Raw genomic sequence first — 13,464 nt, forward strand, 5'->3', positions numbered from 1 at the left:
AATTAAAACCATTAAACCCATATTGTTAATTTTCATTTGATCATTCAAAGTTTATCATCACAGATGTGATTCTTGTTTAAATTTAGTATCGGCTCAGTTATTTATTTTAAAGCTGAGAGTGACAAACTATGACTTCGACACTGATGAGTGAAAGGCTTGTACAAGAGCCCTTTATTAACAAGAAATTGTTATCCATATTATTAGTCGTTATTGTTCCACTTCTATTTTATGCATCGCCAGCTCCGGAAGGTTTATCTGTTCAGGGATGGCATTTATTCGGGTTGTTTATCGCGACAATCCTCGGATTAATATTTAAACCTTTTCCCGCCCCTGTTATTTTACTATCCGTGATTTCGGTTATCGGACTTACCGGAGGAAATACGAAGCTGGTGTTAAGCGGATATTCGTCCACGACAACCTGGATCGTATTTTCTGCGTTAATTATGAGTAACGCAATTCTGGTTACTGGTCTGGGAAAACGGATTGGATATATTCTGATTGATAAGTTCGGCAAAACTAGTCTGAGACTGGGGTATGTTCTGGCTATGCTAGACTTCATTATTGCTCCCTGTACACCATCGATTACGGCCAGAGCCGGTGGGATAGTCTTCTCTGTTGCGAAAAGTATTTCAGCTTCTCTGAATTCCTATCCGGATTCAGGTGCCAGAAAAATTGGTTCTTATCTGATGATGAACTCGTTTTTAAATACTAAATCAACCGCTTATGTTTTCTTAACAGCGGCCGCTCCCAACCTACTGATTTTACCGTTTATTAAAGATATTCTTGGTGTTGATCTGACCTGGACGAGCTGGTTCATTGGTGCTGTTGTTCCTGGTATTGTCATGCTGCTTCTGACTCCGCTGATTATCTATCTGGTTTATCCACCGGAAGAGAAAAAAATCGATAATAAACGCATTGCTAAAGAAGGTCTGGAAGAGCTTGGTGCTTTTAGTAGAAGAGAAAAAGTGCTGGGTATTATTTTCATACTGGCTTTAGCCGGCTGGGTGATGGGCTCTATATTCCATCTGAGTGCTGCGGTTGTTGCGATAGCAGCATTTATGCTGATGCTCCTCTGTGGTGTTATGTCTTGGGATGAAGTATTACAGGCTAAAGGTGCATGGACTGTACTTGTTTGGTTTGGTGGTGTTATCGGGCTGTCTGCTTCTTTAAAAGCCGAAGGCTTCTTCTCTTGGCTTGGCTCATTGATGAATCATTTGGCCAGTGCCGATACTAACACTACGCTGGCTTTTATGATGATTGTATTGTGTAGTGTGTTGGTTCGTTATTTCATCGTTTCCGGTTCTGCATACGTTGTATCGATGATTCCCGTATTCTTTACGTTGGGGCTGATGATGGGGGTTTCTCCTGGTCAGTTGGCTATCGCATTGGCATGTTCTGCTATCTATGGTAGTGGTATTACTCACTATAGCAGTGCTGCCGGCCCCATTATCTTTAGTGAAAACTATGTACCGCTGAAGAACTGGTGGACAGTCGGGGCCGTAGTTACTTTCATTAACTATGCGATTAACATGACATTAGGTCTGTGGTGGTGGAATATACTCGGACTATAGATTTTTTATCTGAGTCACATTAAACAGTTCAGATAAATCGAAAAAGCTGCCCGGTTGATATCTCGTTTCAGATGATAAATCCCGGGCAGTTTTGTATCTGGCCGACAAAAAAGATGAACGGCTTTCGGAATGAGACTTTTTAGTCAAGCGTTGAATGGATCTGGTGCGTACTGATACAAAAGAGAAGGTATGCAGAAAGGGGCATTCCCGCCAGGCGGGAATAAGAAAGAAGGTGTGAATCAGATGACGGCTTTGCTGAAGAATCGTTGAGGTCGGCCCACTTTTCCGTGTTTGACGGTCGCTTTTAAATACCCGCTACTGACCGCGTATTCAAGGTATCTTCTGGCGGTTGTCCGGCTGACTGAGGCTTCGACACTGACCTGCACAGACGTGTAGCTCTGGTCTTTTGAAAACACAGCCAGAATTTGCTGTAAGGTAATTTCATCGATGCCTTTGGGATGTCTTATGCCTTCTTCTGAGTTATTGTGCTTGTTGTACATTTTCTTGATGAAACTTTGGTCAACCTGGCCGTCTTTATTCAGGCTGATTTCTTTATGGAATTGATAGTAGCGTCCCAGAGTTTCAGAAATCTGATCCAGTGCAAATGGTTTGATGATGTAGTCAAAAGCACCCAGACGAATGGCGTTTGTCGCAGTTTCAATATCATTTGCCGCAGTAATAAAGATGACATCAATGTTGCTATTCTGAGAGCGAAGTCTGCGGAAAAATTCAATGCCGGTTCCGTCTGGTAAGTAGTTGTCCAATATGATCAGTTTCACTGAAAAGTGGTTGAGCATCATCCTTGCATCAGCAAGTGATTTGGCTGTGCCGACAACTCTGAATGGGTATATTTGAGAAATATGGTCAGATAATAGGCCCGAAATCTCTTTAATATCTTCAACGATTAATAAATCAATTCTGTTCATAGAATAATTTAGCCTTGACTAAAATTGATGAAACTACCGGGTAATTTTCCCATTATAAGTGATGGATGTCACGGTAACACAGATGCCAAATAAAGGAAGTGAACAAAGGCAAGATAATAGTATTTTTTAAAATTAAGATCTAGTGATGTCTGATTGTGTCTTCTATCTAAAACATGAGTTGAACTCGGGGTTGATCTGAATCAATCGCGGGATAAATGTTGTTCATGAACCTGTCGTTGTAAATTAAATAATTAAAACAATTCCTTTGATGGAAATGAATACAATATTCAAATGAATTTCTATATCACGGGTCGGTGATTTTTTACGAAGTCGGTTAGATCTGTTTGAATTAAGAATAAATCACTCAAGAATCTATTAGTGAGTGAATATTGCTCTGACCGGAGAATCCTTTTCAGGATGTCTGAAAGAGCTCACAAGTATGATCTGTCGAGATTTTATGAATATATGTTTATTGTCAGTGATTTATCGGTTATTCCAGTCGTGAATCAGAGAAATATTCCTAATCTGGACAATGAGGGGAGGTGTTGCTTTGAGTAAAATCCGCCTTCTCATGAGATAAGCAGGCGGATTTTTACTTCAGATAGCATCAGAGCGAAAGGACACCATCGAGAATTTTTTTAGCGGTTCTGACCAGAGAGACGGACGACACTTTGCCATTTTCCCGAGCGATTTTCAGATCGATGAAACCTGATGGGTGCTCAATACAGCAGTCGACGAGCTCAGCATCTTGCGAAAGTAAGTCGTCGCTGACTGTTCCGCGATGGCATAGCGACATGGCAAGTGCAATACTGCCGGTGACTGCAATCGCTTTATGGCATGTTTTCGGCACATAGTAACGTGCGTTAATGGTGCCTTTATCTGTTGCTGGTTTTGAAACCAAAATTGGCTTGGGAATGACTTTGTCAGAGACGTCACCTAGTCCCATCATTTCACCGGCTTGGCGTCGTAAAGCTTCCAGTTTTTGGGTGAATTCAGTATCTGCATCCAGTTCCGCCGGCTTCTCGTGCCCGGTTTTGCCGAATTGGGCTGCATCAACAATCATGACCGGAATGGCGGCGTCAATGCAGGTTATATTGTAACTGTCAAATTGGTCCTGCACATTGCCTGTCGGGAAAAGTTTCCCCGTTTTTGCGCCTTCCACATCAAGGAAAGTCAACTCGATAGGTGCACCCGGGCTGTTGACGCCGCTGATGTAAGTATCGCCATCATAGTTTACTTTGCCGTTTGGAGTTTCAACCGTTGCGTGGATAATTTTGTTGGTATTTAAATTGCGGATACGAATGGTGGTTTTGTCACCATCGGCCTTGACTAAACCTTTTTCCAGTGCAAAGGGGCCGACACCGGAAAGGATATTTCCGCAGTTGGGGGAAAAGTCGACCTTTTTCTCAGTGATGCCGACTTGTGCAAACAGATAATCAACATCGATACCCGGTTCGGAAGATGGTCCGACAATGGCGACTTTACTGGTGAGACTGTTTCCGCCACCAATGCCTTCAATTTGCAGCTCATGGCCTGAGCCCATTACTTTTTCCAGAATTCTAGCGATTTCTTCCCGGTCTTCAGGTAAATCTGAGGCAAGAAAGTAAGGACCGCGAGAAGTGCCGCCACGCATCATAGTTAAGGGCAGTTGAGTTAGCTGAGTCATAGGATCTCTCTTGTTATCCAGTAATAAGACTGATCTTCCGATAATTGGGAAAAGATATGTGAGAGGTCTGAAGGGCGGTGGCTAAATTTAAAAAAACAGAATGGTTATAATGAACAAAATTATTAAGATCGTAGTGGATTCGTCACCATTCAGTGGCGGTTTGTCTATATATATGCTCAATTTTTTATATTCAAATCGTATCATGGTGAGTCAGTTATACACCGTGTCCAGAGAAAACACCTTTCAGGTGAATGCTAGTCATTATCATTCAATAACAGAGACTTGAAAGTAAAAATTCTTTTTTGTTCATTAAATCTATACTGTTTTTTATTTACTTTTTCATTCGGTTACACGTCATGTTCCTGAAGAGCAAAAACCATAAAATGGTCCCAATTTCTAATTCCAGAAGGGAACATGACCGATGAAGCAAATATATCAACAATATCTCGATAAATGCGAAGAACGCGCGGCTCAGGGGGTGGTGAAACCCGCTTTGACTGCTGAAGAGGTTCAGGCTTGCTTTGCCTTGTTACAGTCTGAAGCTGACAATGCATTGTCTGCGGAGATTCTTGATTTATTGAAAAATCATACACCTGCCGGTGTGGATGATGCTGCAAAAGTAAAAGCAGACATCCTCGGTCAGATTGCTCAGGGGACGCTTTCCGTTGCGGCAATTTCGCCCCGAGAGGCGACCCAAATGCTGGGTAGTATGGTGGGTGGTTATTGTGTGGATAAGCTTATTTTACTGTTGGATGATGCTCAATTGGCTGAAGAAGCAGCGAACCAGTTGAAGAATATGCTGTTAGTGTATGAAAAATCGGACGACATTATTACAAAAGCCCGTGAAGGCAATACGTATGCTAAGCAGGTTGTAGACAGTTGGGCTCAAGAAGAGTGGTTGAGTCGTCAGTCACCGGTTGCTGAGTGTCTGACCATGACGGTCTTCAAAGTCACGGGTGAGTCAACGACCGATGATTTCTCTCCGGCACCGAATGCCTGGTCAAGACCGGACATTCCACTCCATGCTCTGAGTATGTATAAAAATGCCCGCGACGGGATCCAGCCGGATCAGGATGGAGAGCGAGGACCTGTCAGTTTAATCAATGAATTAAAGCAACACGGTCATCCTATCTGTTTTGTCGGTGATGTCGTTGGCACCGGGTCTTCTCGTAAATCTGCGGCGAACTCATTAATCTGGTACATCGGTCACGACATTCCCTGCGTACCGAATAAACGCAGGGGTGGGGTTGTGTTAGGGGGTAAAATTGCGCCTATCTTCTTCAATACATTAGAAGATTCAGGAGCCATGCCGATTGAAGTTGATGTTTCAAATATCGCTATGGGCGATGTGATTGATATTTATCCATATCAGGGGCTGATTAAGCGTCATGGCAGTGATGAAGTCCTAGCTGAGTTTACGCTGAAACATGATGCGATTCTGGTGCAGGTTCGTGCCGGTGGCCGGATCCCTTACCTGATTGGTAAATCTCTGACTGAGCGCGTGCGTCAATCATTAGGTTTAACACAAGACAATCCCAAAGCAGATACCGTTGACCAACCGTTTACTCTGGCGCAAAAGATTGTGGGTAAAGCCTGTGGTGTTGCCGGGGTTCGACCGGGCACGTTCTGCACTCCGAAAGTAACGACGGTTGGTTCTCAGGATACCACCGGTGCGATGACGCGTGATGAAATTAAAGATCTGGCCTGTATGAAGTTCAGTGCTGATCTGGTGATGCAGTCATTTTGTCATACCAATGCTTATCCCCGTGTGATTGACAGTCAGCTTCATGCAACGCTACCGGAATTTTTTGAATCCCGAGGCGGAATCGCACTGAGACCCGGCGATGGTGTGATCCACTCATGGCTTAATCGGATGTTGGTTCCAGATACACTGGGTACCGGTGGTGACAGTCATACTCGTTTCCCGATGGGGATTTCATTCCCTGCCGGCTCCGGTTTGGTGGCTTATGCCGCCGCAACCGGGACGATGCCTATCGATATGCCGGAATCGGTACTGGTGAAATTCAAAGGTGAGATGAAATCAGGCATTACGCTGCGTGATTTGGTGCATGCGATTCCTTATTTTGCCAGAAAACAGGGTTTACTGACGATCGAAAAAGCAAATAAGGTCAATGTGTTCTCCGGACGTATTATTGAAATTCAGGGGTTGGAAAGCTTATCTGTTGATCAGGCGTTTGAATTAGCCGATGCAACCGCAGAGCGTTCCGCTGCGGCAACGACAATTGCGTTAGCGCCAGAGCAGGTGATTAAAAATGTGCGTTCAAATGTCACCCTACTTGAATGGATGATCGGGCAAAACTATGGCCATCGGGATACTTTGCAAAGCAGAGTCGATGCGCTGAAAACCTGGTTAGAAAAACCGACCTTGCTGGCCGCAGATCCGGATGCCGAATACGCAGCGACGCTTGAGATTGATCTGGCTGAGATTGACGAACCGATTCTCTGTTGTCCAAATGATCCGGATGATGCGCGTCAATTATCTGAAGTCGCAGGCACCAAAATTGATGAAGTGTTCATTGGCTCCTGTATGACCAATATTGGTCATTTCCGGGCCGTCGGTAAACTGCTTGATAAATTACCGGATCTGACTCATGCAACACTGTGGATAGCACCACCAACAAAAATGGATGCGGCACAACTGCGCAAAGAAGGTATTTTGAACACCTATATTCGGACCAGAGCGCGGGTTGAAGAACCCGGATGTTCTTTATGTATGGGGAATCAGGCTCAGGTCAGAGAAGGTGCAACGGCGGTTTCGACATCGACACGTAATTTCCCGAATCGACTGGGACAAGGTTCTAAAGTATTTCTGGCATCGGCTGAGCTGGCCGCAGTCACTGCTATTCTGGGCTACTTACCGAGTGTTGATGAGTACCGTTCCCGCGTGTCTGTCCTCAGCGAGAATCAAGACAGCCTGTATCAGGAACTTTTGTTTGATCAGGATGTTGCCTATCAGACTGAAAACCGGATTGCGGTTGTGTCCTGCTAGAACGCAAGGATAATCGGTTTTAGCCGCATGCCTTGATTGAAAACATTTGATTAAAAAAACAGGTCGTACCGAATGGTATGGCCTGTTTTTTTCTGATGTCTCAGCCGCACTTAAAATCTGCATGAATATCAAGTTAGGTGATGCCGAGTACGCATTTGAAATTTAAATGTTGTGACAAATGTTTTCCCCGAATGGTTGTTATTTTGTTTATTGCCAATTAGGGGTCGTAGTTATTCGAACGACGCCTCAGTAAAGCAGCTTTCACAATATTATAATAATAATGAATGATTTACTTATACCCAAGTAACCTCAAGATGCAGGATTCAGAGTGTCTTCAATCGGCGTCATTCAAGGAAAATGTCGGCAGGAATAGCCTTCCCATTTCAATGACGTATACATTAGATAAATGTTTAAGTGCGATTTTGGTGCTTGTTCTCTGTGGACAGGCACTTGCAAAGACTTAATGATTCGTGTCGTTTTCGCTGTCGTATCGTAGTTTCTAAAAGTTCGGTTATGTCATGGGCAAGGATACCTGTGGTCCCTAGTCATGAGGAAGGTATCTGAAACGACGTGGTTGGCAATACCGAGACGAATGAACAATTTATTATCGCGTTTAAAGGCTTACATTATTTTATTGATCACATTGGTTTTTACTTTCTCAAAGTTATGAACCAAGTGGCGTCCGCTTAAGTTGTTCGGTTGCAATCGAGCCTATTCATGATAAAGCCAATAGCGTTTTAACGCTCGTATTCTGGGTGTTACACAACTTAAATTAAGGAAAATATAAATGAAACAAAAGGTATTCACTTTCTCGATGCTCACCGCCTCGTTGTTTGCAAGCAATGCATTCGCGGCCAATCATCAGGTGACTATTAATGCCAATTTACAAGACCGTGGCGCTGTCATCAACAAAGACATTTATGGCCAATTTGCTGAGCATTTAGGACGAGGTATTTATGGCGGCTTGTGGGTCGGACACGATTCCGATATTCCGAATACAAAAGGTTTTCGTAACGATGTTGTTCAAGCTTTAAGAGACATCAAGGTCCCTCTGATTCGCTGGCCGGGTGGCTGTTTTGCCGATCAATATCATTGGCGAGATGGGATTGGCCCTCAAGCGGATCGCCCGATTACCATCAATTCAAACTGGGGAGGCGTTGACGAAACAAATGCAGTCGGTACTCACGAATTTTTTGATTTAGCCGATCTGATTGGTGCTGATACTTACATCAATGGCAACCTAGGCACCGGTAGCGCGCAGGAAATGGCGGATTGGATTGAATACATGACGTCCGATAAGGATTCTGCACTTGCCAATGAACGCCGTGCCAATGGCAGACGAGAACCGTGGGAAATCAAATACTTTGGCATTGGTAACGAGGCGTGGGGGTGTGGTGGTAATATGGGACCGGACCAATACGTTGACCTTTATAAACAATACATGTCTGTGATTAAAACGCCTCCGGGTAAAGAAATCTTGTTTGTGGGGAGTGGCGGTACCACGGAAGATACTCAGTGGACAGATGTCCTGAGTTCCCGGATCCACAACGACATGGATGGAATCAGTTTCCACTTCTACACACTTCCCAACGACGATTGGGATAACAAAGGTAGTGCGACTGAATTTGATAACACCATGTGGTTTAAAACGCTGGAGCGCACCTATCGCATGAAAAACTATCTGCAAAGCAATGTCGATATTCTGGATCGTAATGATCCGAGTGGCAAGTTAGGCTTTTATGTGGATGAGTGGGGTACATGGTATGACACGGAAGAAGGCCGTGAACCCGGCTTCTTATATCAGCAGAATACCTTGCGTGATGCGGTGGTTGCCGCCGTCAACCTCGATTTATTTCACCAGTATGCCAAACGTGTTCATATGACCAATATCGCGCAAATGGTCAATGTGCTGCAAGCCATGATCCTGACTGACGGCGCAGAAATGGTAAAAACACCGACGTACTATGTCTACGATATGTACAAGATATTTCAAGACGCAACGTCGATTCCATTTACGCTGGACACTACGAAGTATGCGATGGATGGTAAAGAGCTACCCGCGGTCAGTGCTTCGTTAGCACAGGGAACGGATGGCCGTATATACATGGCTTTGGTCAATTTGGATCCGGTGAACGATGCAGATATTGATTTGAATCTAAACGGAAAAATCAACACCATCTTAGCGGGACGTATTTTAACCGCTGACGCCATCAACGCTAAAAATACGTTCGATAACCCACATGCTTTAGAGCCGCAACCTTTCCAGGACTGGGCGGATAGTTTTGTACTTCCTGCTAAATCAGTGGTTGTCTTAACGCTCAAGTAGCGGTCAATCAGATTTGGTCAGACATCAAGCAAACCTAGCGCATCTCGCTAGGTTTGTTGTTATAGACGTATTGTTCTAGACGGTTAGAATTGATAGTCAGCAATGATACCGAATGTCCGTGGGGCACCGATTTCAAACAGATCGTTCTTATGTCGTAAAACATAGTTTTCGTCGGTGACGTTTTTAACGTAAGCGCGAATCGTGAAGTTATCTGCGGCATAACCGGCGTTCAGGTTGACAACGGTGTAGTCACCGGCAGAAGTGCTTTCTGTATTGGCTAAGTCAGTATAATACTCCGAAACGTAGTTCGCCCGGGCGCCGAAGAAGATGCCTGACTCAAGGTGTTGCGTGAAGCCGAGGCTCGCAGACAGATCCGGTGCATAGCTGAACTCTTTGCCGTTGAGGTTTTCTGTTGTGCCGCTGGGCCCTTGAGTGACTTCTGTTTTCAGTAAACCAACAGAAGCGAAAACATCTAAGCCAGAGTCGAACCAATAAGTCGTTTCGACTTCTGTCCCATAGGTTTTGCCTTTCGGGATATTGGCGACGTAGTTGTCTAATCGGCTACCGCTATCGCCATAAACAACCGTATGGTAGTTATCATAGTTGTTGTAGAAGAGGTTTGCGGTTACCCCCAGTTTTTTATCGAGGAAGGTGGAGCGTGAGCTCAACTCGTAAGTCCAGACTTCTTCTTGGTCAAACACAAAGAGTTCTTGTTTGTACTCGTTATAACCAATCCCACCGGCGTTGTAGCCTTTACGCGCAGTCAGTCCCAGTGTTGAGTTACCGGAAACTTCATAAGTCACGCCAATTTTAGGCAGGAAAATGTTGTTATCATCATCGGCTTTAAAATCAATCGGATACTTTTCATGATCAAAATCGCGGTCAAGATCATCCCGCTCATAACGAGCGCCAAGTAGCAGCCCCCATTTCGGCGTCAACTTGATTTTGGAGTCAAAGTAAATCGAATGGGTTTGCGTTTTATCAAAACGCGTCAGGGAGTCAGTCTGTGTGTCTTGATCTTTGAAGTAGCTGCTGAACCCGACAATCGCACTGTATTTTTCGTCTAAAGAGTTGTAAGACAGCTTGGCTTCTGCGGTGTAGTTTTTCTCGTCGATATCCCCCCACCAATCCGTTTGAGGGTAAGCGACAAACTTGGTTGAGTAGTCACGTCTTGCAAGTAGTACATCGGCTTTTAGCTCTTCATTAATCAGGTAAGCAACGTCCAGATTCACGTTCCAGCTTTTCGTTGTTTGGCGACGGGTACCTGAACCTCGAGTGTCGATGTTGTCAAACGAACCTTCTTTGGTGACCAAATTGGTATACTGACCTTCTTCATTACGGCTGGCGATCGTTAGTTTCGCCGTCAGTTTGTCGGTTCCCCATGGTTTGAACAGTAGTTTACCCCGGATATTGTGAGATTTAATTTCAGAAGGGTCCCAAGGGTAATGGTACTTATCGTTATCAGAAAATGAATATTCAATCGGCGTGTGGCCTCTGGTACCTTCAGCGGCAAGACGGAAGGCGAGTTTATCGGCGACGATTGGTGCGGAAACAACACCGGCTAAATGGTATTTATCATCTTCATTTTCGTAACCGGCGCGAACTTTGCTCTCGGTGTGAAACGTTGGATCTTTGGTTTTGATCACCACCGCACCACCGATACTGTTACGTCCCTGGTTGGTCGATTGCGGGCCCTTGTAAACTTCGACCTGTTCGGTATCCCACAAACCTGCTTTACCGAATGCTTCGCCTGTCCATGATTCAGAGACACCATCAACCGTGGTATTGACGCGAGGTGTCGCGCCGGTCATGTATGAGAGGAATCCGTCTCCGGCGCCACCGCGACCATCGACCCCACGAATATGCGGCATACCTGATGGCGCGTTCAGAACATTCGGGACGCGATCCAGTAAATCGTAATAAGTCTGGTCTTCTCCGTTATCGGCTTCTGCGGTAAAAACGGTCACCGAACTGGTATTTTCGGCCAGCGTTCCCCCCAGTTTTTCACCAAGGACAACAATCGTCTCCGGGTTTTGAACTTTGTTCTGTTGCTGTGGTTTTTCTGCATTCGCACCCGCGCTGACGCCTAAGCAAAGCAGACTAATCACTGTTGAAAGTATGCTCTTCTGATGACGAGGAACATGACCATTACCACTGTTTAAATCCATGGACTTCATTTTCTAAAATTCCTTTAAAAAATTTGAAAATTATTTGATGTCGCAACAAAAATTAGGTAAAAGTTGTTGCGGATAGTTATGGTAATGATAATTATTATTATTTACAACAATGATTGAGGCAAATTTATACCACTGGATCACTTTTTCTATAAATGTGTTTTATGAATGAGTGCGTGGTTGATGAATCGGAACTGTTATGGATTTTGAAAACACCCAAGAACAAGATAGACAAACGATGACTCGTGTTTGCCATTGTCTCACCAGAGACAGTTGCAATATCGGTGATCAAACATGGTGGCGGATCATGATTTCGCAAGGCACACCGATAGTCGCGGATGTGGCGGATGAATATGCTGATGTCATCTTTCTCTGGCGTGAATCGCCATCCCATGCAGACGCCGCAGATATTCAAGACGTGTACATTGATATTAATGGGGTCACCGATCATCACAGCTTCGCCATGGCGAAGCTCACCCGAATAGCAGACACCGATGTATGGTTTTATGTCGCATCAATTCCGCGCACCTGGCGCGGCGGATACGCGTTTATTCCGGTGACTTCGGAAGATGTACAGCCAAATTATGTGGGTCACGATAACGAGAAAAGGGAGCAGCACCGCCAATGGCTCCGGCGTGTTTTTCCGCTGAGTTGCCATGATCAACTCAATGCAAACGGGCTGAATCATTGTGGCTGGGGGCGTGACAAAACGCCGCTGCATATGCCGGATGCACCACCACAACCCCAGTGGCAATCGTTCGATCAGCGTTGCGGACAAAGCATCGTGAAGTCGACTTTCGCCATCGATTGGCACAGTGAAATATTAAACGCTAGCCGCCGGGTCTGGCTCTATTCCACCGCTTCTGCGGAGCAAGTCTTACCGGTGGTCTTTATTCTTGACGGCCGGTTTTGGTCAGAGTCTCTGCCAATCTACGACGCACTGTCATGTGCCACTGAAGACGGCGTCTTGCCAGAAGCTGTCTATGTGCTGATTGATGAAATTGATGGCTGTCAGCGGAGTGAGGATCTGAGCTGTAACGCGACGTTTTGGCTGGCGATCATTCAAGAGCTGTTTCCTTTGGTATCCGGCTATTTCACGCTCAGTGCCGATCCGCAGCGAACCGTCGTGGTCGGCCAGAGCCTGGGCGGGTTAGCGGCGATGTTTGCCGCGCTCAACTGGCCTGAGCGTTTTGGGTCGGTGGTTTGTCAGTCCGGTTCATTCTGGTGGCCGGATTTCTCGATTGTGAAACCGCCCGGGGACTATGTCCCGCCCGAATCTCCTCATTTATTGAGTGATATGAGTCGGCAGGTACATGACGGCTTAGGTCGTCATGCCTGTTTAAACATCTTCATGGAAGTCGGCAGCGGCGAAGACATCATGGTTGACCTGAGTCAGGACATGTACCACCAACTCGCGGCTCAACAACACAACATTCAATACCGGGTCTTTGATGGTGGCCACGAGCGCCTCTGTTGGCGTGGCGGCATCATCGATGGCCTGTCTTATATTTTTTCATTATAAATTTTTATCAGCACCCAACGGAGTCAGCTATGGCAGAACAATACGTGAACCCTTTTGATGATCCTGAAAATCAGTTCATCGTCCTGATCAATCATCACGGTCAATACAGCTTGTGGCCTGAGTTTAAACAGACGCCTTCGGGTTGGAAACAGACTTTTGGCCCGTCTGGTAAACAGGATTGTATCGAACACATTGAAGCAAACTGGCAAGACATCCGAGTGTAAATCGCACCGTGAAACCATAAAAATAACCAGAAAAAACAAGTTATT

8 protein-coding genes are annotated in these 13,464 nt (G+C 45.2%); 5 read left to right on the forward strand and 3 right to left on the reverse strand.

What is annotated here, in order from left to right:
- Positions 1-128 precede the first annotated feature (128 nt).
- Positions 129-1,571: a DASS family sodium-coupled anion symporter gene (locus MKS89_RS06435; RefSeq protein ID WP_077316192.1), complete on the forward strand. Its 1,443-nt coding sequence runs from the start codon at positions 129-131 to the stop codon at positions 1,569-1,571.
- 239 nt (positions 1,572-1,810) lie between these two features.
- Here MKS89_RS06435 and MKS89_RS06440 read toward each other — a convergent pair whose 3' ends face one another.
- Both MKS89_RS06440 and MKS89_RS06445 read right to left on the reverse strand, forming a co-directional pair.
- The gene (locus tag MKS89_RS06440; RefSeq protein ID WP_072963289.1) at positions 1,811-2,497 is read right to left on the reverse strand and encodes a response regulator; all 687 of its coding nucleotides are present in this window, start codon (positions 2,495-2,497) and stop codon (positions 1,811-1,813) included.
- A gap of 607 nt (positions 2,498-3,104) precedes the next feature.
- Complete coding sequence (locus MKS89_RS06445; RefSeq protein ID WP_072963287.1) at positions 3,105-4,163, reverse strand: 4-oxalomesaconate tautomerase; 1,059 nt, start codon at positions 4,161-4,163, stop codon at positions 3,105-3,107.
- Between the two features lie 421 nt (positions 4,164-4,584).
- Between MKS89_RS06445 and MKS89_RS06450 the strand changes: the two genes are divergently transcribed.
- Complete coding sequence (locus MKS89_RS06450) at positions 4,585-7,173, forward strand: bifunctional aconitate hydratase 2/2-methylisocitrate dehydratase (RefSeq protein WP_072963284.1); 2,589 nt, start codon at positions 4,585-4,587, stop codon at positions 7,171-7,173.
- 787 nt (positions 7,174-7,960) lie between these two features.
- Positions 7,961-9,499: an alpha-N-arabinofuranosidase gene (locus MKS89_RS06455; RefSeq protein WP_072963281.1), complete on the forward strand. Its 1,539-nt coding sequence runs from the start codon at positions 7,961-7,963 to the stop codon at positions 9,497-9,499.
- Between the two features lie 83 nt (positions 9,500-9,582).
- Here the strand turns inward: MKS89_RS06455 and MKS89_RS06460 are convergent, their stop codons facing one another.
- Positions 9,583-11,676, reverse strand: coding sequence for a TonB-dependent receptor (locus tag MKS89_RS06460; protein ID WP_072963278.1), 2,094 nt, complete (start codon positions 11,674-11,676; stop codon positions 9,583-9,585).
- Between the two features lie 196 nt (positions 11,677-11,872).
- On the opposite strand from MKS89_RS06460, the gene fes reads away from it, so the two are divergent.
- Both fes and MKS89_RS06470 read left to right on the forward strand, forming a co-directional pair.
- Positions 11,873-13,195, forward strand: coding sequence for an enterochelin esterase (gene fes / locus MKS89_RS06465; protein WP_072963276.1), 1,323 nt, complete (start codon positions 11,873-11,875; stop codon positions 13,193-13,195).
- Positions 13,196-13,224: 29 nt separating this feature from the next.
- Positions 13,225-13,419, forward strand: coding sequence for an MbtH family protein (locus tag MKS89_RS06470; protein WP_021020197.1), 195 nt, complete (start codon positions 13,225-13,227; stop codon positions 13,417-13,419).
- The last annotated feature ends 45 nt before the right edge of the window (positions 13,420-13,464 follow it).

Source organism: Vibrio gazogenes (genome assembly GCF_023920225.1).
GTDB lineage: Bacteria > Pseudomonadota > Gammaproteobacteria > Enterobacterales > Vibrionaceae > Vibrio > Vibrio gazogenes.

Coding starts and splice junctions, on each gene's coding strand:
- MKS89_RS06435 (WP_077316192.1), top strand. CDS start 129: ATGACTTCGACACTGATGAGTGAAAGGCTTGTACAAGAGCCCTTTATT.
- MKS89_RS06440 (WP_072963289.1), bottom strand. CDS start 2,497: ATGAACAGAATTGATTTATTAATCGTTGAAGATATTAAAGAGATTTCG.
- MKS89_RS06445 (WP_072963287.1), bottom strand. CDS start 4,163: ATGACTCAGCTAACTCAACTGCCCTTAACTATGATGCGTGGCGGCACT.
- MKS89_RS06450 (WP_072963284.1), top strand. CDS start 4,585: ATGAAGCAAATATATCAACAATATCTCGATAAATGCGAAGAACGCGCG.
- MKS89_RS06455 (WP_072963281.1), top strand. CDS start 7,961: ATGAAACAAAAGGTATTCACTTTCTCGATGCTCACCGCCTCGTTGTTT.
- MKS89_RS06460 (WP_072963278.1), bottom strand. CDS start 11,676: ATGAAGTCCATGGATTTAAACAGTGGTAATGGTCATGTTCCTCGTCAT.
- fes (WP_072963276.1), top strand. CDS start 11,873: ATGGATTTTGAAAACACCCAAGAACAAGATAGACAAACGATGACTCGT.
- MKS89_RS06470 (WP_021020197.1), top strand. CDS start 13,225: ATGGCAGAACAATACGTGAACCCTTTTGATGATCCTGAAAATCAGTTC.